This is a genomic window from Bacillus sp. AFS037270 (assembly GCF_002585305.1).
On sequence record NZ_NUNF01000029.1, the window covers coordinates 1 to 23,297 of the forward strand.

Annotated in this window: 24 protein-coding genes; 8 read left to right on the plus strand and 16 right to left on the minus strand. The window is 40.5% G+C overall.

Features of this window, described 5'->3' with window-relative positions:
* Nucleotides 1-65: 65 nt before the first annotated feature.
* Both COD92_RS14405 and COD92_RS14410 read right to left on the minus strand, forming a co-directional pair.
* On the minus strand, nt 66-734 hold the full coding sequence (locus tag COD92_RS14405; protein WP_098532459.1) for a CoA transferase subunit B: 669 nt from the start codon (nt 732-734) through the stop codon (nt 66-68).
* Nucleotides 735-758: 24 nt separating this feature from the next.
* Entirely contained in the window at nt 759-1,448 is a 690-nt protein-coding gene (locus COD92_RS14410) for a CoA transferase subunit A (RefSeq protein WP_098532460.1), read from the minus strand.
* Nucleotides 1,449-1,630: 182 nt separating this feature from the next.
* On the opposite strand from COD92_RS14410, the gene COD92_RS14415 reads away from it, so the two are divergent.
* The 4 genes from COD92_RS14415 to COD92_RS14425 all read left to right on the plus strand — a co-directional run bounded on the left by COD92_RS14415 (nt 1,631) and on the right by COD92_RS14425 (nt 4,177).
* Entirely contained in the window at nt 1,631-2,533 is a 903-nt protein-coding gene (locus tag COD92_RS14415; RefSeq protein ID WP_483295676.1) for a hydroxymethylglutaryl-CoA lyase, read from the plus strand.
* Between the two features lie 75 nt (nt 2,534-2,608).
* Nucleotides 2,609-2,749, plus strand: a complete 141-nt coding sequence (locus tag COD92_RS31980; RefSeq protein WP_176541399.1) for a hypothetical protein — start codon at nt 2,609-2,611, stop codon at nt 2,747-2,749.
* A 215-nt stretch (nt 2,750-2,964) separates the two neighbouring features.
* Nucleotides 2,965-3,885 carry an alpha/beta hydrolase gene (locus COD92_RS14420; RefSeq protein WP_098532462.1) on the plus strand — a complete coding sequence of 307 codons (921 nt, stop codon included), beginning with the start codon at nt 2,965-2,967 and terminating at the stop codon, nt 3,883-3,885.
* Nucleotides 3,886-3,970: 85 nt separating this feature from the next.
* Nucleotides 3,971-4,177, plus strand: a complete 207-nt coding sequence (locus COD92_RS14425) for a CDGSH iron-sulfur domain-containing protein (protein ID WP_098532463.1) — start codon at nt 3,971-3,973, stop codon at nt 4,175-4,177.
* A gap of 41 nt (nt 4,178-4,218) precedes the next feature.
* On the opposite strand, the gene COD92_RS14430 is transcribed toward COD92_RS14425, so the two are convergent.
* Both COD92_RS14430 and COD92_RS14435 read right to left on the minus strand, forming a co-directional pair.
* Entirely contained in the window at nt 4,219-4,554 is a 336-nt protein-coding gene (locus COD92_RS14430) for a YolD-like family protein (RefSeq protein ID WP_098532464.1), read from the minus strand.
* Between the two features lie 18 nt (nt 4,555-4,572).
* Nucleotides 4,573-5,832, minus strand: coding sequence for a Y-family DNA polymerase (locus COD92_RS14435; protein WP_098532465.1), 1,260 nt, complete (start codon nt 5,830-5,832; stop codon nt 4,573-4,575).
* A gap of 142 nt (nt 5,833-5,974) precedes the next feature.
* On the opposite strand from COD92_RS14435, the gene COD92_RS14440 reads away from it, so the two are divergent.
* Entirely contained in the window at nt 5,975-6,166 is a 192-nt protein-coding gene (locus COD92_RS14440) for a YqzH family protein (protein ID WP_098532466.1), read from the plus strand.
* A gap of 42 nt (nt 6,167-6,208) precedes the next feature.
* Here COD92_RS14440 and COD92_RS14445 read toward each other — a convergent pair whose 3' ends face one another.
* From COD92_RS14445 to COD92_RS14455, 3 genes are all read right to left on the minus strand, one after another.
* Nucleotides 6,209-9,391, minus strand: coding sequence for a DEAD/DEAH box helicase (locus COD92_RS14445; RefSeq protein WP_098532467.1), 3,183 nt, complete (start codon nt 9,389-9,391; stop codon nt 6,209-6,211).
* Nucleotides 9,392-9,583: 192 nt separating this feature from the next.
* Nucleotides 9,584-10,381, minus strand: a complete 798-nt coding sequence (locus COD92_RS14450; protein WP_098530107.1) for an SDR family NAD(P)-dependent oxidoreductase — start codon at nt 10,379-10,381, stop codon at nt 9,584-9,586.
* A gap of 34 nt (nt 10,382-10,415) precedes the next feature.
* Nucleotides 10,416-11,378 (minus strand): MBL fold metallo-hydrolase, encoded by a 963-nt coding sequence (locus COD92_RS14455; RefSeq protein WP_098530106.1) that lies wholly within the window; start codon nt 11,376-11,378, stop codon nt 10,416-10,418.
* Nucleotides 11,379-11,589: 211 nt separating this feature from the next.
* On the opposite strand from COD92_RS14455, the gene proC reads away from it, so the two are divergent.
* Nucleotides 11,590-12,432, plus strand: a complete 843-nt coding sequence (gene proC / locus COD92_RS14460; protein WP_098530105.1) for a pyrroline-5-carboxylate reductase — start codon at nt 11,590-11,592, stop codon at nt 12,430-12,432.
* 56 nt (nt 12,433-12,488) lie between these two features.
* On the opposite strand, the gene rnz is transcribed toward proC, so the two are convergent.
* Nucleotides 12,489-13,412 carry a ribonuclease Z gene (gene rnz, locus COD92_RS14465; RefSeq protein WP_098530104.1) on the minus strand — a complete coding sequence of 308 codons (924 nt, stop codon included), beginning with the start codon at nt 13,410-13,412 and terminating at the stop codon, nt 12,489-12,491.
* Between the two features lie 221 nt (nt 13,413-13,633).
* Here rnz and zwf point away from each other — a divergent pair, with 221 nt between their 5' ends.
* Nucleotides 13,634-15,115 (plus strand): glucose-6-phosphate dehydrogenase, encoded by a 1,482-nt coding sequence (gene zwf, locus COD92_RS14470; RefSeq protein ID WP_176541181.1) that lies wholly within the window; start codon nt 13,634-13,636, stop codon nt 15,113-15,115.
* Between the two features lie 231 nt (nt 15,116-15,346).
* Here the strand turns inward: zwf and COD92_RS14475 are convergent, their stop codons facing one another.
* The 4 genes from COD92_RS14475 to mce all read right to left on the minus strand — a co-directional run bounded on the left by COD92_RS14475 (nt 15,347) and on the right by mce (nt 19,917).
* Complete coding sequence (locus tag COD92_RS14475) at nt 15,347-16,624, minus strand: DNA polymerase IV (protein WP_098530102.1); 1,278 nt, start codon at nt 16,622-16,624, stop codon at nt 15,347-15,349.
* Between the two features lie 82 nt (nt 16,625-16,706).
* Complete coding sequence (locus tag COD92_RS14480) at nt 16,707-17,828, minus strand: tripeptidase T (protein WP_098530101.1); 1,122 nt, start codon at nt 17,826-17,828, stop codon at nt 16,707-16,709.
* Nucleotides 17,829-17,954: 126 nt separating this feature from the next.
* Complete coding sequence (locus tag COD92_RS14485) at nt 17,955-19,505, minus strand: acyl-CoA carboxylase subunit beta (protein WP_098530100.1); 1,551 nt, start codon at nt 19,503-19,505, stop codon at nt 17,955-17,957.
* A 7-nt stretch (nt 19,506-19,512) separates the two neighbouring features.
* A complete protein-coding gene (mce, locus tag COD92_RS14490; RefSeq protein WP_098530099.1) occupies nt 19,513-19,917 on the minus strand; it encodes a methylmalonyl-CoA epimerase in 405 nt (134 codons plus the stop codon).
* A 162-nt stretch (nt 19,918-20,079) separates the two neighbouring features.
* On the opposite strand from mce, the gene prli42 reads away from it, so the two are divergent.
* A complete protein-coding gene (gene prli42, locus COD92_RS31985; protein ID WP_176541180.1) occupies nt 20,080-20,178 on the plus strand; it encodes a stressosome-associated protein Prli42 in 99 nt (32 codons plus the stop codon).
* Nucleotides 20,179-20,220: 42 nt separating this feature from the next.
* Here the strand turns inward: prli42 and COD92_RS14495 are convergent, their stop codons facing one another.
* The 4 genes from COD92_RS14495 to COD92_RS14510 form a co-directional block, all read right to left on the minus strand.
* Nucleotides 20,221-20,706, minus strand: a complete 486-nt coding sequence (locus COD92_RS14495; RefSeq protein ID WP_098530120.1) for a L,D-transpeptidase — start codon at nt 20,704-20,706, stop codon at nt 20,221-20,223.
* A 50-nt stretch (nt 20,707-20,756) separates the two neighbouring features.
* Nucleotides 20,757-21,746 carry an aromatic acid exporter family protein gene (locus tag COD92_RS14500; protein ID WP_098530098.1) on the minus strand — a complete coding sequence of 330 codons (990 nt, stop codon included), beginning with the start codon at nt 21,744-21,746 and terminating at the stop codon, nt 20,757-20,759.
* Between the two features lie 121 nt (nt 21,747-21,867).
* The gene (locus COD92_RS14505) at nt 21,868-22,590 is read right to left on the minus strand and encodes an amino acid ABC transporter ATP-binding protein (RefSeq protein ID WP_098530097.1); all 723 of its coding nucleotides are present in this window, start codon (nt 22,588-22,590) and stop codon (nt 21,868-21,870) included.
* Entirely contained in the window at nt 22,583-23,242 is a 660-nt protein-coding gene (locus COD92_RS14510) for an amino acid ABC transporter permease (RefSeq protein ID WP_098530096.1), read from the minus strand. Before COD92_RS14510 ends, COD92_RS14505 begins: the two co-directional genes overlap by 8 nt.
* Nucleotides 23,243-23,297: the final 55 nt, after the last annotated feature.

The following is a 23,297-nucleotide window of genomic DNA, read 5'->3' on the forward strand; positions in this document are numbered from 1 at the left end:
AGTTAAAAACTTTTATACTTATCTCATAAAAAAACAGGCTGAGTTTTCGCAGCCTGCTTGGACTATTAATAAGCCTCTAATTTAACATTTTCATCTACCAACAAGGCGGCCTCGGTTGAATTAACAACCTCCTCAACTGTATACCCGCTTGCCACTTCCACAAGTCTTAATCCAGAATCCGTAACATCCATCACCGCACGCTCCGTGATAATTCGATTCACAACCCCTTTTCCGGTTAGCGGCAATGTGCATTGTTTTAATATCTTTGATTCACCTTTTTTATTGACGTGCTCCATAATGACGATGATTTTCTGGGCCCCATGGACAAGGTCCATTGCACCGCCCATCCCTTTAATCATTTTTCCTGGAATCATCCAGTTGGCTAAATCCCCTTGTTCCGATACTTCCATCCCGCCGAGAATCGCCAAATTAACATGTCCCCCCCGAATCATTGCAAACGATTCAGCACTATCAAAATAAGCTGCCCCGCTAATCGCGGTGACCGTCTCTTTCCCAGCATTGATTAAATCAGGGTCCACATCTTCTTCACAAGGATATGGGCCTATACCGAGAAGACCGTTTTCTGATTGTAAAACTACTTGCTTATTGTCTGTAATATAGTTTGCAACGAGGGTTGGCATACCGATACCAAGATTGACATAAAAGCCATTCTCTATTTCCTTTTCTGCTCTAATTGCAATTCTTTCTCTGACGTTGGCTTTATCATTTGCCATAGCTATTTGCTCCCTTCCCCCACTCTATTTTTGTACGGTTAATCTTTCAATCCGTTTTTCCTGTTTCCCTTCAATAATTGTTTGAACATAAATACTTGGTGTATGAATAAAATTAGGATCTAATTCACCTATTTCGTAAAGCGCTTCCACTTCTGCGATAGTTACTTTTCCAGCTGCTGCAATCATGGGATTAAAGTTTCGGGCTGTTTTGTGGTAAACGAGGTTTCCCATCTTATCGCCTTTCCATGCCCTTACAAGGCTAAAATCAGCTGTCAGCGCCTCTTCTAACAGATATTCACGGCCATTAAACAACTTTGTATCTTTCCCCTCAGCAATTGGTGTTCCAACCCCTGCAGGTGTATAAAAGGCTGGAATCCCGGCACCGCCGGCTCGTATTTTTTCTGCCAATGTTCCTTGAGGGGTTAATTCTACTTCCAGTTCCCCTGTTAGAACCTGTCTCTCAAACTCTTTATTTTCCCCAACATAGGAGCCTATCATTTTTTTTATTTGTTTATTATTTAATAGCAGTCCTAAGCCCCATTCATCAATCCCACAGTTATTGGAAATGACGGTTAAATCCTTAACTCCTTTTTCCGCTAAGGCTAAAATCAAATTTTCTGGGATACCGCATAAACCAAATCCACCGACCATTAATGTTGCCCCATCCTGGATATCAGCAACCGCCTCCTGGAAGGAAGTACAAATTTTCTTCATCCTATTCTCTCTCCCTTTGATTTAGGTTTCATATTAGCCAAACATTTTTTCTTCCCCTTGACTCTTTATTAATTCTACTTTTCGAGAAAAATTCCTCTAATTTTGTCAAAATTCCATTAACTCTTGCTTTTCAGAAAATAACACCACTACAATGAAAGTATGAAGATCGGAGGGGGAAAATGATGTTTAATTTACCTAAAAAAGTGACGATCATCGAAGTAGGCCCGCGCGATGGGCTTCAAAATGAGAAGTTAATAGTCCCAACTGACATCAAAAAACAATTTATTGCTAGTTTGAGGAGTGCCGGACTTAAGGAAATGGAGCTGACTTCGTTCGTATCACCGAAATGGGTGCCGCAAATGGGAGATGCTGCTGAAATCACAGCGAATTGTCTTGATGAGAAGACGCGAAACATCGTTCTCGCCCCTAATCGGAGAGGAGTGGATCGGGTTTATTCGACCGAATGCCAGGCAGTTGCCGTGTTTGTTGGCGTAAGCAATAGCTTTAATTTAAAGAATATCAATAAAACAACACGTGACAGTATGGCGGAATTAAGGCCGATTATCCGTGAATTAAAAGACAAGAATTATTTTGTTCGGGCCTGCATTTCTACGGCCTTCTATTGCCCATACGAAGGAAAAATGGGCGAGAAAAACACCCTAGAGCTTTGCCGTGAATTTGTTCATGCCGGTGTCGATGAATTAAGTGTAGCCGATACGATTGGTATGGCAGCACCCAATGAATCTTTTTCTCTGTTTTCCCAATTAAAAGCTGAGTTCCCTGAAATTCTTATTACCGCCCATTTTCATGATACACGGAAGCTTGCCCTTGCCAATATTTTAGCTGCCCTCCAAGCAGGAATTGACCGTTTTGACACCTCTGCTGGCGGTCTGGGCGGCTGCCCGTTTGCTCCGGGTGCTGCAGGAAACGCTGCTACCGAGGACGTTGTTTACATGCTTGAAAGAATGGGAATTGCAACAGGTGTTGACCTCGATAAATTAATCGCTGCCATTGAAGTTGTCATCCCTTATTTATCAAGAAAAATTGAAACTGGCTATTACCGTCTTCACTCCCAAACGGTTTAGATTCATCTCCTATGAATAATCAGTCACCTCATCAACCATCTTAATAATTGAGACTACCATGAAGGGGGACTGAACATGAGCCAGAAGCGTGAGAAAGGTAACAGTCAAAGCGGGAAAAACTATGCGGACACAGCAGGAGGCGGCAAACGGATGATTGCTGCTGAAGAGCTTGAAAAAGCCCTTCACCCTACCAAAAGACAAAATTCTGAACAATAGGAAAAGCGGAAGTGCCTTGAACAGGGGCTCAGACCTAAGAGCCCCTAGGCGCAGGAGCTGGACAATAAAAAAGTGAATCCCTAATTTAATACCTAAAGCCGCGTTTTGGTGTCAGCGGCTTTTTCTATGTTAAAATTAAATCTGTTAATTTATGGGCACTGTATAGTTGTTTTACATATTTTAATACTAACTTTATTCCTGTGGGAGGTGCCAATATGAAAAAGGCATTCCGGGCTTTTTTTGTTTTGTTGTTTTTCTGGGTATCTCTCGGTTTGTATTTTACAAACCGTCTGATGTATATGAAAAAGAAGGACGAGGAATTAATTTTAAGGCGGGAAAAGGAAGCTGGCAGATATAATCCAGAAGAATTTGAGTCACTTCCAAAGCGTGATGTCGACATTTCCTCTCCATTTGGATATACCATTAAAGCTCTGCTTGTTGAACCGCACGATACGAATCGTTATGTGATTATTTCCCATGGTGTAACGGAGACCAAAATTAACTCGATTAAATATGCAAACCTTTTCTTAGAGCGCGGCTTTAACACCTTAATATACGACCACCGCCGCCACGGAGAATCGGGTGGAAAAACAACGAGTTTTGGCCACTATGAAAAGTTCGATTTAAAAACCGTTGTTGATTGGCTAAAAACGGAGATAGGCCCTCGCCTTGAACTTGGGATTCACGGTGAATCCATGGGTGCGGCAACAATGCTTTTGTATGCCGGACTATTAGAGGACGGGGCCGATTTTTACATTGCGGATTGTCCATTTTCTGATTTCAAGGATCAGCTTGCCTATCTTATTAAAAAAGACTTTAAAATCATCCCGGGCCTCTTACTGCCAATTGGGGATGCATTTTTACGCCTGCGCGACAAATATTCGATACGGCATGTTTCTCCGATTGCGGTCATCGAAAATATTAAACACCCCGTATTGTTTATCCATAGTAAAAAAGATGATTTTATTTTGCCTTCTATGTCAAAGGATTTATTTGAGCAAAAAAAGGGCCCAAAAATGCTTTATATTGCGGAAAATGGACGTCATGCCCAGTCTTTCAATGAAAATCGCGCTGATTATGAACGTGCGATTGATGAATTTTTGCAAAAATATGTGGACCATGCACTTCCAAGTTAAAATTTCTGATTATATTCTGGTTGCTTTTCCTTGTAATTCCATTTATTCTCATTGTTAAGACGAATTTTTATAAGGGGTGCTTAACATGTCAAAGGTTCAAATAAAAGTCAATGATAATGGTTCACTGAGAATTACCGGAGATGTGGAATTACTTGATGGCGAAGGCAATGTTTATTCTACTAAGCCATCCTTTTCTCTCTGCCGCTGTGGTTTGTCTAATAATAAACCATTCTGCGACGGCTCTCACAAAGGAAAGTTTGAATCACAAGTTAGAGTGAATAAGGAAGAATAGATAATTTGGGCGGCTTTCTGCTAAGCCGCTCTTTTTATATGTTACATATCAGTTAACCGAATATCAGCAATATCGGGGATCCGTATCCGGTGCACCTCTTCAAAACGGTCTACCACATGAAGCTTTTGCGTTAATTCATCCCAATAATGGATTTTACCAATTACCATTTCATAGTTTTGATTCCGATAATGAGTAATCGTAACAAACTGGTTAAACTCAATTGCTTCGGACAAGGTTTCGTTCATAAGCTCTAGCTGCTGCTCATCCATTTCCCTTTTCTGCTCGTATCGATCTTCTTTTACCCAATCCCTAAGTAATTTGACGTGTTCAGGAAGCATCATGGACGTCCATTTGATTTTTCCACGGTCACGAATCATAGGTATTTCCTTCTTTCATTACATTTTATGTCCCCCAACCAATGTCGCTCGATGTTTAGCGGTTCCGGCAGCCGTATAGGAAACAGCCCGGAGCAAAGAACCTGACCCAAAACGCCTACGGATTGAATCAACCACATACCCAAGCTCCCGCCGCTTAGACGCCCCCATGTCAAACAAATCAAGCTGCAGTTCCCGGTCGTCGACAATATTTCCAATCGCGATTGAAATTTGCCTTACCGTTTTTCCACTATAATGTTCGTTAAATAATTCGAGGCAAACACGGTAAAGCTCCATTGTTACATTTGTTGGCTGTCCGATCGTTCGGGAACGATGAAAGCCGCCGCCAAATTCATCTTGACTATAACCCACTCCTAGACTAATCGTTCTTCCCGCTTTTCGATGGGTACGTGCTCTTCTGGCGACCTCTTCACATATTTCTAACATGACGGCCTTAATCTCTTCTTCCTCTTTATAATCTCTTAACAAAATTTGACTCTTTCCAAAGCTGATTTGCCCTTCGATAATGGGTGCTCCTAAATCAGATAGGTCTACTCCCCAAGCATGATAATAAAGCTGGTTTCCCATAATCCCGAATTTCTTTTCCAGCTTTTTTAAATCATAACGGGCTAATTGGCCAACGGTGAAAATGCCCATGCTATTTAAAGTTTTTTCAACACGTCTGCCGATTCCCCACATTTCTCGCAGTGGTGACACGTTCCAAAGTTTTGTCTGAACATCCTCATATGTCCATTCCGCCACCCCTTTTTTCTTAGCATCAAGGTCAAGGCAAAGCTTTGCTAATAACATATTAGGTCCAATTCCAATGGCAGATGGCAGCTGGAATTCCCGCTCAATATCCTTTTTTATTTTTTCGGCAATGGTACAGGCATCGCCCCACAAATGAGCGGCCCCATCCACTCTAATAAAGCTTTCATCAACACTATAAACGTGGATGGCTTCTTTTGGAACATAGCGGTTAAATACACGGGTAATTTCAGTTGAAATCCGTAAATAAGTGGCCATTTTGGGCTCGACAATTTTAATCTTGGGGTCATCTGGTATTTCAAACAGACGTGAACCCGTCTTAATGCCAAATTCCTTTTTCAAGCGAGGCGAAGCCGCAAGCACGATACTCCCTTGCCGCTTTTTCTCACCCACAACGGCTAAATAACAATTCAAAGGGTCAAGACCTTCCATAACAGCGGAACAGCTTGCATAAAAACTCTTCATGTCCACACATAAAATTTTATTTTTCGGCATTGCGCTGTAATCAATCATGACTTTTCCCTCACAATTTAAATATCGAACATTTGTTCTTTAGTCTATTCATATTTTAAGCGAATATGCGTTCGTATTCAATGGAAATTTTTTGAGCGGTTTCCAATAGCGAAAAGCGTTATAATGAAGTGAGGTGTCGTTGATGGAGAAAAAATTAGTCGTCAAAATGATAAAAAATTGTTTTAAGCAATATTACGAAACGGATTCCAGCCCGATTAGCGAACAGGATATGGAGCTGTTAACAAAAAGGATCCTTCAATTGAAAGAGGGAGAGCCTAAAGCGGATTTATATGAGGTTGTAAATGATGTGGTTTATGAATTTTTAACTAATTAAAATGAAGCCTCTTTAAAAAAGGGGCTTCAAATCATTTGTATATTAAGAAAGGATCTCACGGATATCCTCCTCGGTTAAAAGAGAAGTTTCCTTTTCGTCAGAAGAATGAATAATTTCTTCAATCAGGTGCCGCTTTTTATCCTGGAGCTCACTAATCTTCTCTTCAATTGTCCCTCGAGTAACAAGTTTAATCACTTGGACAACATTTTTTTGACCAATGCGATGCGCTCGGTCGGCTGCTTGGTCCTCAACGGCAGGATTCCACCAAATATCATACAGGATAACGGTATCAGCTCCTGTCAAATTAAGGCCTGTCCCGCCGGCTTTCAATGAAATCAAGAAAAAGTCGCGTTCACCTTGATTAAAGCGGCGGCAGATTTCTACTCTTTCTTGAGAGGGAGTTTGACCATCCAGGTAGAAAAAAGGCAGTCCCAACATGCTCAAATTTCGCCCGATTAATCCAAGCATTTTAGTAAACTGTGAAAAAATCAGGACCCTGCGCCCGGACATCCTGGACTCCTCCACAATTCTGAGCAGCATGTCCAATTTTGCAGAGCTCCCTTTATAACCGTCAACAAACAGGCCTGGATGGCAGCAAATCTGCCGCAAACGGGTTAGACCAGCGAGAATTTTTATCCGATTTTTCCTAATCGTCTCCTTATCAAGATGCTTCAACGTATCCTCCCTTAATTTCGCCAAATAAGCTGCATATAGCTTCTTTTGGTCTGGAAGAAGCTCTGCCATTTCTAGGGATTCGAGCTTTTCAGGAAGCTCAGAAGCTACATCCTCTTTCATCCTCCGCAGCAAAAAGGGGCGCACTCTACGAGCGATCTTCTTCTTGGAAAGATGGCTAAATTCTCTTAATCCCTTAAATAATTCAGGAAAGACAACATGAAAAATCGACCACAATTCTTCTGGTGCATTCTCAACCGGTGTGCCGGTGAGAGCGAAGCGATAGTCAGACCTAAGTCTTTTTGCACTCCTTGCCGTTTGCGTGATCGGGTTTTTAAAGGCCTGTGCCTCATCAAAAAAGATGGTATGAAAGGATTGTTTCTCATACCATTGAATATCCCGCCGCAGCAGTGGATAGGAGGTGATGACTACATCCATTTCCATGGCCTCACTCTGAATCCTGTACCTTTCCCGCTGATTTCCGTCCACAACAATGGCTTGCAGTTCCGGAGCAAATTTCATTATTTCATTTAACCAGTTATAGGATAAAGAGGACGGACAAACGATTAGAACCGGCTGTTTTCGATTCCGAATAGAGATAAGCTCCGATAAAATAAACGTAATACTCTGCAGTGTTTTCCCAAGCCCCATATCATCCGCAAGAATTCCGCCAAAACCATAATGGGCAAGGGTCTTCATCCATCGATAACCATGTTTTTGATAGTCACGCAGAATAGACTCCAAACTCACCGGCACCTCAAAGCTTAGACTGCTGGGATTTCTTAATGTTTCAAGAAACTGTTGAAATGATTCCTCCAGCCTTAGCACCTTACTGTCATCCACCGAATCAAACAGCGAGAGTCCCTGCATAATGGAAACCTCAAAGATGTTTTCAATCTCATCCCTCTGGACAGGAAGTTCTTTTAAGAAACGCTGAATTTCTTCAAACTCTCTTGTCTCTAACGAGAGAAGACTGCCGCTCGGCAGACGGTAATATTTACGCTTTTCTTCTAATGCCATTAATACCTCTTTGATTTGCTGCTGAGAAATGCCATCGAGCTCGAATTTAAATTCCAGCCAATTCGTTCGTTCTTTTTTCAAGCTTACCCTGAGAGCCGGGGGGGCGGGTACTCTAAAGATTCGATTTCTTACTGCAGTCGTCGCATAAATTTGTACCTGCTTTTGCAGCTTTGGGACAACATGGTAAAGAAATTCATATTCTAATTCTTCATTGTGTAAAAAATAACCGCTGTCCGTTTTAACAAAAGAGCTTTCCTCCATTACTTCTAAAATTCGCTCTTCCTTTTCTTTATCCCTGATAATCCGAACGCCTGCAAAGACAGTGTTATCTTCCAAAGGATTAATCACTAGATTTTCATAATGAAACTCCAGCCCGGCCAGCAGACGATTTTTTACCCGATCTAGGTAAAGTTTCGCTGTCAACGGCGTTTTCATAAACTTTCTAGTAAGGGCAGTTGATAACTGGACATGACCTAATCTTCTCAGACCTGGAACTACCTTTTCGAAAAAGGGTGCTATTTGCTCTTGGTGAATAAAAATATGGTTCGTTCCTGAGATATCCAGCATCTGTTTAATCTCTTCCAAATGCTGACAATCCTCAGCATTTAAGTTAATTATTTTACCAGCAGACAATACGGAACCATAGGCGTTTAGAACAACCATACGCGATAGCCCTTTTACCTTTAACCAATAGCCAGTGGTTTCAGCCTCCAAAAATTCAAACTGTAAGGGCGGCAATTCTTCTGTTATTTGTAGAGGCTTAAAAGTAAACCCGTCATGTTCTAACTTTACGAGGGGCGCCCTCGTTAACAGAGTTTGCAGCTGCTTCCAAGAAGACGGTGGAATCGGCAGCAGTTCTGCGTTGTTAAAAACGGAAGAATCTGCCCCATCATGGATTAGCTGAATGAGATGCTGAATAACCGAATCTGCCTGTGATTGAAAACAATGCAGGCTAGGATCATACAAAAACACGCTAGAAAGCTGGTATGAATGACCTGATTGGACTCCTTCAAGGAAACTCCTGATATGCTGTACTTTGGTCCGTTCAATGAACAGCTCAATTCCAAGTGAAGGATATCCCATATTATCGATGATAGGTTTAATAATAAACTCCAAATCAAGAACTGCTCTATTTTCAAAATGAAGCTGATGACCGCTCGGTCGTCTTTGTTTGCTTTGAAAAATATTCAGCATACCTTTAGCCAATTCCCCTTGGTTCACCTCAGCAGATCTAACCGGGCTGGTTCCTTTCATTTGAAAATCATGAATGGCTAACAAAACGGCGGCAATATGCTGACAATCCTTTTGAAAAGATGCGAGCTTAGGGCAACTGCATCTAGAAAGAAAATGCTCATCGTTTTCCTTTTCAATCACCACGTAAAAATTCTCTGTTCCGGAGACGGTTGCTTTATACCGCTCAGGTCCATATTGTTCAAACAATACTTTATTAGAGCGAAAAAATGCCTCCCCTCTTTTAAAGGAGACAGTCCCGCACAATTCTTTAATCAATTTTTGATTTATTTTAATACTCAAATCCCTGACTCCTTCCCGAAGACAGTTCTATCTATCTAAGAATTAATCCATTATACCATTTCTAAAAAAGAGAAATAAGAAAAGCGCAAGCGCCTTGGTCAGCNNACAATTCTCAAAGTCAAAAAAATTTATACTTTCTTATCTCATGAAAAAAGCTGCCTTCTTTTTCAGAAAGCAGCTTAATACAACTCTTTATTTAGAATTAAGCACTCGTTTTCCGATTCGCTCAAACAGCCGTGGGAATAGAACATAAACAACGCTTCCCATGTTCATCCAACGCGGTAGATTGATTTCCCTTGTTTTAGTCAGCATGCTATCAACTACTTTTTGAGCCACATAGCCAGGCTCCAGCATGAACTTCTGCACATTTTTCACGTAAGTGCCTTGTTCATCAGCAATATTAAAAAAGTTAGTCGCTATCGGTCCCGGATTTACCGATGTCACTTGAACATTATAATCATCAAGCTCCATTCTTAGGGCATTTGTATAGCCAAGAACAGCATGCTTTGTAGCGGAATAAACACTCGACTTAGGCGTTGCGAGCTTTCCTGCCTGAGAGGCAATATTAATAATATGGCCAAAATGGCGTTCACGCATCTTCGGCAAGACCATGCTTGTGCATGCCATCAAGCCAATGACATTAACATTAAACATCCCTTTCATTTCGTCCATCGTGGCTTCATGGGCTTCACGAAATACCCCAAATCCCGCATTATTAACCAGAATATCAATGTGGCCTATTTGTTCAAAGATTTGTTCAAAGACCTCTTTAACTTGATCTGTATCTGATACATCAAGCTTGAACACATCCACTCGTATGTGATGGTGTTCCTCTAAGTTTACTTGAAGCTGCTCGAGTTTCTCCACACTCCGTGCCAACAGAACAAGATTAGCGCCACTCTCAGCACAAAGCTTGGCAATTTCTGCGCCAATTCCGCCGGAAGCACCTGTAATAACAATATTTTTACCTTTCAATTGTTCCCTCACCATTTTAACACCCCATCAGAGTTACAGCCCTAACTACCTAAACCCTTGCTTGATAGAAAACAGGCTTACTAGTACTACTAATAATTTCCCCGATAGATGATAAATAGTCAAGCTGGGCCACACTTTCCGATATCGTTAACATCAATTCACGCTGATAGACCGTTGGAAAAAGACGTTTACAGATTTCAAAGACTGTGAGCGGTTCTTCCTTTAGCCAGCTATACACTGTCATTGCACGTTCATGCTGCCGGGTGAGTCTCTTGTCAATTAGCTCGGCTAATTGAGTGACCTCCTCCCCATGACCTGTATAAACACATTGAATTGGGTAGGATAACAGTTTTTTCATAGAATCATTATGCTGGAGCTGCGGTTTCGGCCTTTCTGTTTCACCAGGCAGAGGGGGCTCTAGTAAGGGATTAGGTGAAATATGAGCTAAAATCAAATCACCAGCAATCAGGATTCCATCCTTTTCTCGAAAGAGCGCAATTTGACTTTGGGCATGGCCTGGTGTTTCTATAACCTTCCAGTTGCTAAGTCCGATAGGATTCATTCCCTCGACTAAATGGCCTGTCAACGAGCGGTTACACGAATATTTAAAAGTATTACGCAGCTTAGATAGGAAAGGTAAAAATTCATCAGGTAAACCAAACTCTCTGTATGTTGCTTTAAAAAATTCTTCTTGTAATTGAAAAAATTCTTCTGTGGGATGGATCCATCGTTCATTTAGGGGGTGGCCGAATACCTCTAATGACTCCGAAAAAAATTCAAGCATCCCAACATGATCAGGATGATGATGGGTAAGAACAACTTGCTCAATATCCCTGGGGCTTAAATCTAATTCAGCAAGCTGCTCTTTAAAGGAATTCCAGCACTCATCTGTTTTTACTCCAGCATCCACAAGTGTTAAGCGCTCACCCTTTATCAAATAGACATTAACATCTCCCACTGGAAACGGCGTTGGCAATGTGATCTTCGCAATTCCATCTTTCCATTCTGTCATATAAATAAACTCCTTATCTTGGATAAAAAATGTATTTTAAAATAATGAACATTATGTGTCATTTAGTTTATTAATTAAATTTTAGCCATTTTTTTACTTAATGTCATTTTTAAAGAACCTTTATTGGAAAAAATGAAAAATTCTTATAATTAACCTTGACAAACAGGCTGTCTTCAAGCATAATCACTTCATTTCAATAGGAGGAGTAATAATGAAAAAGATTGCGATTATAGGTGCTGGATCCATGGCGGAAGCCCTCATCTCAGGCATAATTGAGAATGAACTAATTGATAAGAAACACATTTGGGTGACAAATCATGGAAATAAAAATAGATTGCAGCTCCTTGAGGAACGATATGGCATCTCTAGTACGTATGAGTTGAATACTCTTTTTGAAGGCGCAGATATCGTTATGCTTGCGATGAAGCCAAAGGATGCTGATAGCGCGGTTGACAAAATTCGCGAATATTTAACAGAGGACATGCTTATTGTTTCGGTTTTAGCAGGTGTATCAATGAGTACAATTGAAACACTAGCAAGAAAACCACTTTCAATAGCCCGGTCGATGCCTAACACATCGGCAGCTGTTGGAAAATCAGCTACTGCTATTGCCGTAAATGAACGGGTAACGACTGAGCAGTTAGAAACCATTAAGAGTCTTTTTGAAACGGTTGGTTTAGCAAAATTGGTTGAGGAAGAGCAGCTCGATGCTGTGACAGGATTGTCTGGAAGTGGTCCGGCCTATATTTATTATCTTATCGAAGCAATGGAAAATAGCGCAGATGAGATTGGCCTCGATAAGCAAATAGCCCAAGAACTGATCGTTCAAACTCTTATCGGTGCTGCTGAAATGGTGAAGAATTCCTCTAAATCACCTGAACAGTTGCGGCGCGAAGTGACAAGCCCTGGCGGAACAACTGAAGCGGGAATCCATGTTCTAGAGGAATACGGGGTACAGCAAGCATTTATTTCTTGTATAAAGGCTGCTACAGAGCAATCAAAAAAAATGGGAAAAGCATTAAGCTCGGAACTAAATGTAGGAAAATCCCTATAAAAAGGGGATTTATTAATATGAAAAGCACTAACCGAATTTTTCGGTAGTGCTTTTTATTACTTAGATGGGATATTAAATTCTTTAAAATCCTCGGCAATGTCCGTCTCCGAAAAAACCTCTCGTGCTTCGCCAACAAGTTCAAGCCATGCCTGCCGGTCATACCTGGAGCTTATATGGGTGAGACACAATCGTTTGCAGTCAGCTTGTTTGGCAATCTCGGCTGCCTGTCTTGTTGTCGAATGAAAATAGTCAAATGCAAGCTGCTCCTCCCCTTTTGCAAAGGTAGCTTCGTGTACTAAGAAATCAGCATCCTGAGCCAGCCACCGCGAATTTTCACAATACCGGGTGTCACCAAGGATGGTGACGATACGCCCCTTTTGAGAAGGTCCAAGAAACTTGTCCGGTTCAATGACCCTGCCGTCTTCGAGTGTGACCGATTCACCATTTTTTATTTTTCTAAAAATGGGTCCTGGCTGTACCCCCGCTTCCTTCAATTTGTCTGCAAGCAGTGTACCTGGTCTGTCCCTCTCAACAATCCGATAGCCGTAGGAAGGAATTCCGTGGTCTAACCGCCGTACTTCCACTGTGAATTGCTCATCCTCGAAAATAATACCTTCGGAAATTTCAATTACAGATAATGGGTATTTCAAATACGTTTGACTTAAAGAAAGACTAACCTGAATATATTCTTTAATGCCTTTTGGTCCATAAACAGTAACTTCCGTATCTCCACCTTGGAATGAACGGCTAGATAATAACCCAGGAAGCCCATAGATATGATCGCCGTGAAGATGGGTAATAAATATTTTTTCAATCCGCCGTGGTTTAATGGAGGTATGTAATATTTGATGCTGTGTTGCTTCGCCAACATCAAATAGCCAGACCGCCCCCCGCTCTTCAAGTAATTTGAGGGCTATGGACGTAACATTTCGTAGTTTTGCCGGCATCCCAGCGCCTGTTCCTAAGAAAAATAAATCCAAATAAAAAGCTCCTCTCTTCTCCATTTTTCATTATGAATAACTATATCACAAACTCTTTTTTTATGCTTACTTAGGACAAACTTCATTATCCGAAAGAAAATATTTTGTTACATGCAATTCAATATATTTGCGAAACCTAAAAAAAACAGATAAATTAAATAAAAGCAAAAAAATACATAACTAGGCTATGAGAAAAGAGGTTACAAAACGTGGAGCAAAACATGACATCATTAATAATGATATTTGGAGCAACTGGAGATTTGGCCAAACGAAAATTATTTCCTTCACTTTACCGATTGTTTTCACGGAATAAGCTAGACAAATTTGCCGTGATCGGTGTTGCTAGAAGATCACTTTCCAATGACGAATTTCAGCAATCCGTTAGGGAATCGGTGATTTCGGCATTAGGAAACAAAGAAAACCTGGATGAGTTTGCTTCCCATTTTTACTACCAATCACATGATGTTGCAGATTCAAATTCATATGTATCATTAAAAAAGTTTGCAGACCAAGTTGATGAGAATTATGACCTTGAGGGGAATCGAATCTTTTACTTGGCGATGGCTCCGGAATTTTTTGGTCCAATTGCCTTGCATTTAAAATCAGATGGGCTGACAGATGTAAAAGGTTATAAGCGCCTTGTGATCGAAAAACCATTTGGACATGACTTAGAATCAGCCAAGACGTTAAATAAACAAATTAGAAGTGCCTTTTCCGAAAAAGAGGTCTACCGAATTGACCATTATTTAGGAAAAGAAATGGTACGGAACATAGAGGTAATTCGTTTTGCCAACGCTATTTTTGAACCGCTTTGGAATAACCGGTATATTTCGAATATTCAAATTACTTCAAGTGAAACACTTGGGGTCGAAGAGCGCGGACGTTATTATGAAACAAGTGGTGCTCTTCGAGATATGCTGCAAAATCATATGATGCAAATGGTGGCATTGCTTGCAATGGAACCGCCAATCAGTCTTACCACCGACGAAGTAAGGTCTGAAAAGGTTAGAGTGTTTAGATCCTTAAGAACCGTCGAGGGTGAAGAAGTAAAGCAATATTTTGTCCGCGGCCAGTATGGTGAAGGAACCCTTGATGATGTTAAAGTTCCTAAATACCGCGATGAAGCGATGGTTGATAAAGAATCCAATACCGAAACCTTTGTGGCTGGAAAGATTATGATTGATAACTTCCGTTGGGCGGGTGTACCATTTTATATCCGTACGGGTAAAAGGATGGCTGCTAAATCAACGAAAATTGTCGTACAATTTAAAGACATCCCGATGAATTTATATTATCAACCTGAAAAAATGTTGAATCCGAATCTCCTAGTTATCCACATTCAGCCGGAAGAAGGTATCACGCTGCATCTAAATGCTAAAAAAGCGGGTGGACATCTTGATGCCCAAGAAGTAAAATTAAGCTTTGCCAATACGGGCATTCATGCGATGAATACTCCGGAAGGATATGAGAAACTCTTATACGATTGTATGAGAGGGGATGCTACCAATTTCACACATTGGGATGAAGTAGCATACTCTTGGGCTTTTGTAGATAAGATTTCAGCTGTTTGGGAAAAAACGAAAGCAGAATTTCCTAATTATGAATCCGGTACGATGGGTCCTAAGGCAGCAGATGAACTACTCGAAAAAGACGGCTTCTTCTGGTGGCCTGTTACTGATTTAGAGGTTGATATTTGTAAATAATGCAGGATAGAACAAAAGCGCAAGCGCCTGGAACAGCCCCCGACAAGCATAAGACACTCAGGGAAAGAAGGCGTTCTTTGCCTTCATTCCTTGAGCGGCTGTAGACCACCCGAGGGGCTAGGCGCTGAAGCTGGACGTCGACAGTCTTTTATTAACAGTTATCCACAAGCGAAAATTTTATAATTTCCTAAACGGAAAAAGCTCCCTTTGTTATGAGCAAAGTGGAGCTTTTTAGTGTTCGTCCTTCTTTTTTTCGGGAAACGAACGTAAAAAATCCTTGTTAAAGCTGGTCCCCGTTCCAACATTTTCAGCTTGTTCATTATTATGGGAACCGGCTCTTTCAATAATATTTTTTCCGTATTTTTCACGCAGGCTGGAAAGGGTTTTTAAGAGCGGCTCTTTTTTGGCATCTTTTTCAAAAGAAAATAAATCCAACTGTTTATAGGCATGATCCTGTTCCACCAGGTCATTCCCAGTTATTCCTAACAAACGGACAGGGTCGCCATTCCAAGCCTTTAAAAACAGCTGCTTCGCAAACGTGGAAATATCATTCTGATGATTAATCGGGTTAAGGAGTTTCATACTTTTGCTAATTGTCTTCCGGTCTTTATAACGGATCGTAATTGCCAAAGCGGATGCCATAACTGTTTTACGCCTTAATCTCGTCGAAACGGTCTCCGCCAATCCCTCAAGCACCTGGAACAGTTCTTGTTGATTGCTAATATCTCTAGGCAGTGTCGTGGAATTTCCGATACTTTTAAATTCTGATACTGATTCAGGATCAACAAGTCGAAAGTCAATTCCATTCGCCCTTTCTTTTATCCGTAACCCATTAATTCCGAGCAGTGTTTTTAGTTGGATTTCATTTCCTTTAGCTAGGTCGCCAATCGTATGGATTCCAATTGTTTGTAATTTTTCAGCAGTCTTTTTACCAACCCCATGCATTTCATTCGTATTCAAGGGCCACAGTACTGTAGGAATATCACGTTTCCGCATGATAGTTATTCCCAGCGGTTTTTTCATATCAGAAGCGGTTTTTGCTAAAAATTTATTCGGGGCAATCCCGATACTGCACGGTAAATCCAGTTGCTTTAAGATTCTTTTTTGGATACTTTCAGCAATTTCAATGGGACTTCCTAATGAAAAGCTTTCGGTAATATCCATGTAACCTTCATCAATCGAGACAGGTTCGACAAGCTCCGTATATTGTCTAAGTATTTCAAACATGGCGGTCGATGCAGCCCGGTATCGTTCGAAATTCGGTTTCATCACTACTAGCTGCGGGCAAAGCTTTTTCGCTTCCCAAAGCGGCATGGTTGTTTTTACACCAAACTTCCTCGCTTCGTAGCTGCAGGTGACAATAATTCCTCTTCGCTCCTCAACGTTTCCCGCAATGGCAAGCGGTTTTCCCTTAAGTTCAGGATCATAAGCCATTTCAACAGAAGCGTAAAAGCTATTCATATCTACATGTAAAATAACTCGTCCGTTTTTCGGATACATTTCCTTCATGACGAACACACCCTTAAAACATTTGTTCTAATTCTATAATACCAAAAAAGGAGGCCGGTTGGCTCTCCTTCAGTTAGCTTGATTATTGATTCGTCACTTCGTCGATAATGGCAATAGTCATTTCAGCAAGCTTATATAATTCTTCAACCGGCATACGCTCATTTGTGGTGTGAATTTCCTCATAACCAACAGCCAGGTTTACGGTTGGAATATTAAAGCCATTAAATACATTGGCATCACTACCCCCGCCGCTATGTTGAAGTTCACAGCTGCGGCCAATCTTTGCTGCCGCCTTGCGTGCGATTTCCACCACTTGGTCACCTTCGCCAAATTTGAAACCTGGATACATGACTTCGACATCGACTTCTGCCCTGCCGCCCATTTCCTCTGCAACGGTTTCAAATGCTTCCTTCATTTTGTTGACTTGGGCCTGCATCTTTTCAGGGATAAGCGAACGAGCTTCCGCTAAAATATCCACACGGTCGGCAACGATATTTGTAGCTTGACCACCTTCAAAACGGCCAATATTGGCAGTGGTTTCATGGTCGATTCTTCCTAATGGCATCCTCGCAATCGATTTCGCGGCAATCGTAATCGCAGAAACTCCTTTTTCAGGAGCTACACCGGCATGAGCAGTTTTTCCGTAGATGACCGCTTTTACTTTTGCTTGTGTAGGCGCTGCTACAACTACGTTTCCGACCAAGCCATCGCTGTCAAGGGCATAGCCATATTTTGCTTTAATTAATGATGGATCCATCGCTTTTGCACCATGTAAGCCCGACTCTTCACCGACAGAGATGACAAATTGAATTAAACCATGTAGAATATTTTGTTCTTTTAGCAGACGGATCGTTTCAAGCATCACAGCTATACCCGTTTTATCATCAGCACCAAGAATCGTCGTACCATCTGTAACAACATAGCCGTCCTTTATGGAAGGTTTAACTCCTTTTGCAGGCGTAACTGTATCCATATGACAGGAGAAATAAATAGGGTCTACTCCTTCTTTCACAGCAGGCAGTGTACAAATCAAGTTACCTGCTCCATGCCCCGTAATAGCCGTTGTATCATCCTCAAAAACATCGAGACCTAATTCAGTAAACTTTTTCTTTAACACTTTCGCAATTTCAGTCTCAAATTTTGTTTCTGAATCAATTTGGACAAGTTCCAAAAATTCATTCAAAAGACGTTCCTGATTAACCATTTGTGCCCCTCCAATTATGTACTCACTAAATCTAGCTAGAGCCCCTGGTCAAGGAGCTTCCGCTATTCTTATATCAGTATACCTCTTTATTTGTTATATCATCAAATGAAAGAGATAAGTGTTAATTTAGAGCGGGATATTACCATGCTTTTTGGCTGGCCGGGACTCTTGTTTTGTTTTTAGCATTTCCAATGCTTGAATAATCTTTATTCTGGTATCCCGGGGATCAATCACATCATCGACCATACCTCTGCTTGCGGCGACATAGGGGTTCGCAAATTTTTGACGGTACTCTTCAATTTTTTGCTGCCTTGTTAGCTCAGGATTTTTACTACTGCTAATTTCTTTTGCGAATATAATATTAGCTGCCCCTTGTGGACCCATTACGGCGATTTCGGCATTTGGCCAAGCAAATACTAGGTCTGCACCAATTGATTTACTATTTAACGCCACATATGCACCGCCATAGGCTTTTCTTAAAATAACTGTCAATTTTGGTACAGTTGCTTCGGAGTAGGCGAATAAAATTTTGGCCCCATGGCGAATGATTCCGCCGTGTTCCTGTTTTACCCCGGGAAAGAAACCGGTTACATCCTCGAATGTAATTATGGGGATATTAAAAGAATCACAGGTCCTAATAAACCTTGCCGCTTTATCGGATGAATCAATATCCAGGCCCCCCGCCATTACTTTTGGCTGATTGCAGACAAGTCCGACGGTTTCACCTTTAATACGTGCAAATCCAACAACAATATTTTTTGCAAAGTTCTGATGAATCTCCATAAAAGAGCCGCCATCAACTACTTGCTCTATCACCTTTCTAACATCATAAGGGCGGAGGGCATCAAATGGCACAACATCCATTAAATCAGGACGGTAATCGTTCTCTTCCTCCACTTCTAGCACCGGCGGCTTTTCTCCATTATTCTGTGGAAGATAGCTCAAGACTCTGCGTACATTTTCCAAGACCTCTGCTTCTGTAGCGGCTTGAAAATGGGCGTTTCCACTAATAGAATTATGAACATTTGCCCCCCCGAGGTCTTCTGGGGAAATCTTTTCTCCCGTTACTGTTTCAATTACCTTTGGACCTGTAATAAACATTTGACTTGTTTTCTCAACCATAAAGACAAAATCAGTAATCGCTGGTGAATAGACGGCACCACCTGCGCAAGGTCCCATGATGACAGAAATTTGTGGAATCACTCCGGAGTATATGGCATTCCGATAAAAAATATGTCCATACCCATCAAGTGATACAACACCTTCTTGTATGCGTGCCCCACCGGAATCATTTAAACCAACAAAGGGTGTACCGTTTTTAGCTGCTAAATCCATAACTGCAGCAATTTTTTTGGCATGCATTTCCCCTAATGCACCGCCGAAAACAGTGAAGTCCTGTGAGAATAAGTAGATCGGCCTGCCATTTACTTTTCCAAAGCCTGTCACAACCCCATCGCCTGGACCTTTTTGTTCATCCAAACCAAAGTCGTTGGTTCGGTGTTCAATAAAAGGATTTAATTCGATGAAACTTCCTTTGTCTACTAGCAGGTCGATTCTTTCGCGCGCTGTCAATTTCCCTTTTTCATGCTGCTTATCAATTCTTTCATCCCCGCCGCCAAGCTCTACTTCCCTGCGTTTATCATACAATTCATTGATTTTTTCATAAATGTCTATCATTACCCCTTCATCCCCTTTTCTCGCAAAGCTCAAATAGCACACCAGCGGTTGATTTTGGGTGCATAAAAGCAATTTGTGCCCCTCTAGCCCCCAGTCTCGGCTGGTCATCAATCATCCTGATCCCATGTTCTTTTATATCAGCTATTCTTTCTTCAATGGACGTTACACCAAGAGCTATATGGTGAATTCCTTCACCACGTTTGGCAATAAATGCTGCAATCGGGCTTTCCTCTGTGGTTGGCTCTAGAAGCTCTATTTTGATTTCACCTGCTTTTAGAAAAGCCACTTTGACTTTTTGGCTGTCAACCTCCTCGATCCCTAACAACGAAAGCTTTAGCACATCCGTATAAAATGGCAGCGTTTGCTCAAGAGACTTTACAGCAATTCCAATATGGTCGACTTTTTTAATCATGTTTTCCCCTCTGTTCCAAAATTAAAATAAATCAGACAATTACTTTATTCGTTACATATTTCATAAATCCTTCCTATTTTGCTTAGTAGTTCCGTTGTTCATTTGGGCTTTTCCTAGTAAAATAAGAATAAAGCTTATGAACGTAAGAAGGAGGTTCTTAAATTGTCTAAAAAGAAAACAAGAAAAATTATTGTCTATCTAATGCTTTTTGCCATGTTGGCCTCAACCCTCCTATTAGGTATTGCAAGTTATTTATCCTAATAAAATAAGAAGGGACTGTTCGAAATTGAACAGTCCCTTCTCTTATTTTATTGCTCCATTTTCTTTTGCTAATACTTCAAATGATTTATTTGAGGAGGTAACCAATATTTTTGTTCCAAGCGGGATTAATGGAAAAAGTGAGGATACCACCTCATTTTGGGTACGGATACAACCTTGGGAGACATATTTACCGATAGAAGCTGGTCGATTGGTTCCATGGATACCATACGTACGGCCGTCTGTTCCTTTTGCATCAAACCCAATCCATCTAGATCCAAGTGGATTTTGGGGATCTCCTCCTAGAATATTTTTCTTACGATAATATGGATTCTTCGCCTTTACTGTAATCGTAAAAAGCCCCTCCGGCGTTAATTCTTGCGTTTTACCGGTGCCAACACTGACAATCGTTTGAACTTTATTATCATTGATAAGCGCTAGTTCATTTTTCGTTTTATTTACAATTAGGAAGGTGTCACCAGGCATAGGATTTGGCCCCAATGGCCAAAGTGGTGAGAGAAAAAAAGTCATGAGGAGAGGCGATAATAGTTTAATCAATCCAACCACCTGCTTTTTTTCCCCTAGTTTGCCTCTGCCTTCTTCGTTTCATGCAGTTTTATTTTTTTTACATAAAAAGAGCTTTTGATAATAAGATACTCATTCATTTCATTGACTAATTGCAAGAGTGCTGCCCGAACTTCAAATTCCTCTCTTGTTTTAGGCAGTTCCATTTCCTCAAATTGTTTTTTCATCACTCTTAACTTTTCGATATAAATATAAGCTGTGTTCCCGGGATGGATATTTTCTGATAATTCCTCAAGAAAAGCTGCCACCATCATTCCCTGCTCCACAGTACTTGTGAGTGAAGTAACAATTGGTAAAACGCGTTCAATAATTTCAAATTGCTTTTCTCTCATTTTAAAATACTGATAATAAAGGTTGTCTTCACGGAGTATACGGTTTTCAAAATCTCTTAACGCAATCATTTTTGCCTCATCAAGCAGCTTGGCACTTTCAGTAATTTCTTTTCCATCCCAGCTGCTTTCACCTATTCTTAAGTAACTTACCATTTCACACAAGATAATTTTAAAATTCCCCTCAATCTTCACTTGATATTCTCTGAGTTTTTTATCAGCACTCGGCATGTAAAGGTTAATGAGTAGTGCAACACCTATACCAACCGTTATAACTCCTAGTTCATTAAAAAATAGTGCCCATGATATATGGTGAGCCATAAAAATGTGTAAAATAATGACACTGCTGGTTACTACTCCGTCAGGCGCTTTCAACATAACGATTATCGGAATAAAGAAGAGCAGCATTACCCCAATAACAATCGGATGATAAGCAATTCCCTCGAAAAAAAGTGCTGAAAAAGGCATTGCTAATATGCATGCTAAAAAACGATCCCACGCAGTACGAAGTGACCTTCTTTTTGTTACTTGGATACATAAAATTGTTAAAATACCTGCCGATGCGAAGTTGTTTAATCCCAGCTGATGTGCAATTAAGATTGAAAAAGCTGTTCCTACTGCAGTTTTAATAGTCCGATAACCGATGCGAAATTTCATAAATTATCTCCTAGATTAGAAAAATAAAAAGATGATCATAAAGACCATCTTTAGCATATCCCTATTAAAACATGTTTTTCAAGAAAAATTGCTTTTAAAAGACCGATGTAAGGTTAACTTTTTACAATACTTTCTCTAAAAAGTCCTTCGCTCTGCTTGTACGAGGATCATTAAAAAATTCATTCGGTGAGCCTTCTTCTAATAATTTTCCTTCATCAAGGAAGATTATACGGTCTGAAACCTCACGAGCAAACCCCATTTCATGTGTGACGATAGCCATCGTCATTCCTGATTGGGCTAGGTCCTTCATAACGGTTAATACTTCCTTTACCATTTCTGGGTCAAGCGCTGATGTAGGCTCATCAAATAACATTAACTTTGGTTCCATTGCAAGAGCACGTGCGATCGCTACACGCTGCTTCTGACCACCTGACAGGTTATTTGGATAAGCAGCTTCTTTTTCAGTAAGACCCACTCTAGCAAGCAATTCCCGAGCTTTTGCTTCAGCTGTATCACGGGATTCCCCTTTAACTTTCATTGGGGCGTATGTTAAGTTCTCTAAAACAGTCAGATGCGGGAATAAATAAAAGTGCTGAAAAACCATTCCGATTTGTTCTCGAACTTTCATAATATTCGTTTTTTTATCGGTAATCTCTTGATTATTTATCCACACTTTTCCTTTCGTCGGTGTCTCTAACAAATTTAAACAACGAAGAAAAGTTGACTTGCCCGAACCTGAAGGTCCAATGATAGAAACTACTTCGCCGCTATCTATACTAGTAGAAATATTTTTTAGGACTTCATTTTCCCCGAATTGTTTATAGAGGTTTTCAACTTTAATCACTGAATTTCATCCTCCTTTCAACCCATTTACCAGCCAGTGTAAGCACCATTACTAAAATCCAATAGATTAATCCAACAAATATAAGTGGTTCAAAATTTCGATAAGTATCAGCTCCCACCACTTGCGCACGGCGCATCAAATCTAAATATCCAATCGTCGATACAAGTGCCGATTCTTTCGTTAGGGTAATAAATTCGTTCATAAGAGCTGGTAAAATATTTTTTAATGCTTGAGGCAATATAAGGTCCTTCATCATAAGACGATAAGGAACTCCCAGCGCTTGGGCCGCTTCAGTTTGACCTTTATCAACTGCTTGAATTCCTGCCCTAATGATTTCTGAAACATAGGCTGATGAATTCAAACCAAATGCTAAAATTGAAGATAAAAATGGTGATATGTCATAACCTGTTAATTGCGGAATCGCAAAATAGATTAGCATTAATTGCAAAATTAATGGTGTACCACGAAAAATAGATGTATAAGCGTCACCAAACCAATTTAAAGCCTTTATACGTGAAATTTTAAATAACGCTAGAATAGTACCAAGGATAAAACCTAAAATAATGGAAATAATAACAAATTTTAATGTAACCCATATTCCTTCTAAAATAAAAGGAATATAAGGCACAATTTGGCTAAAATCCAAATTCATGCCTTACACCTCACTTCAATATTTTCTTTACCTTCATCAAAACGAACTAATGAAT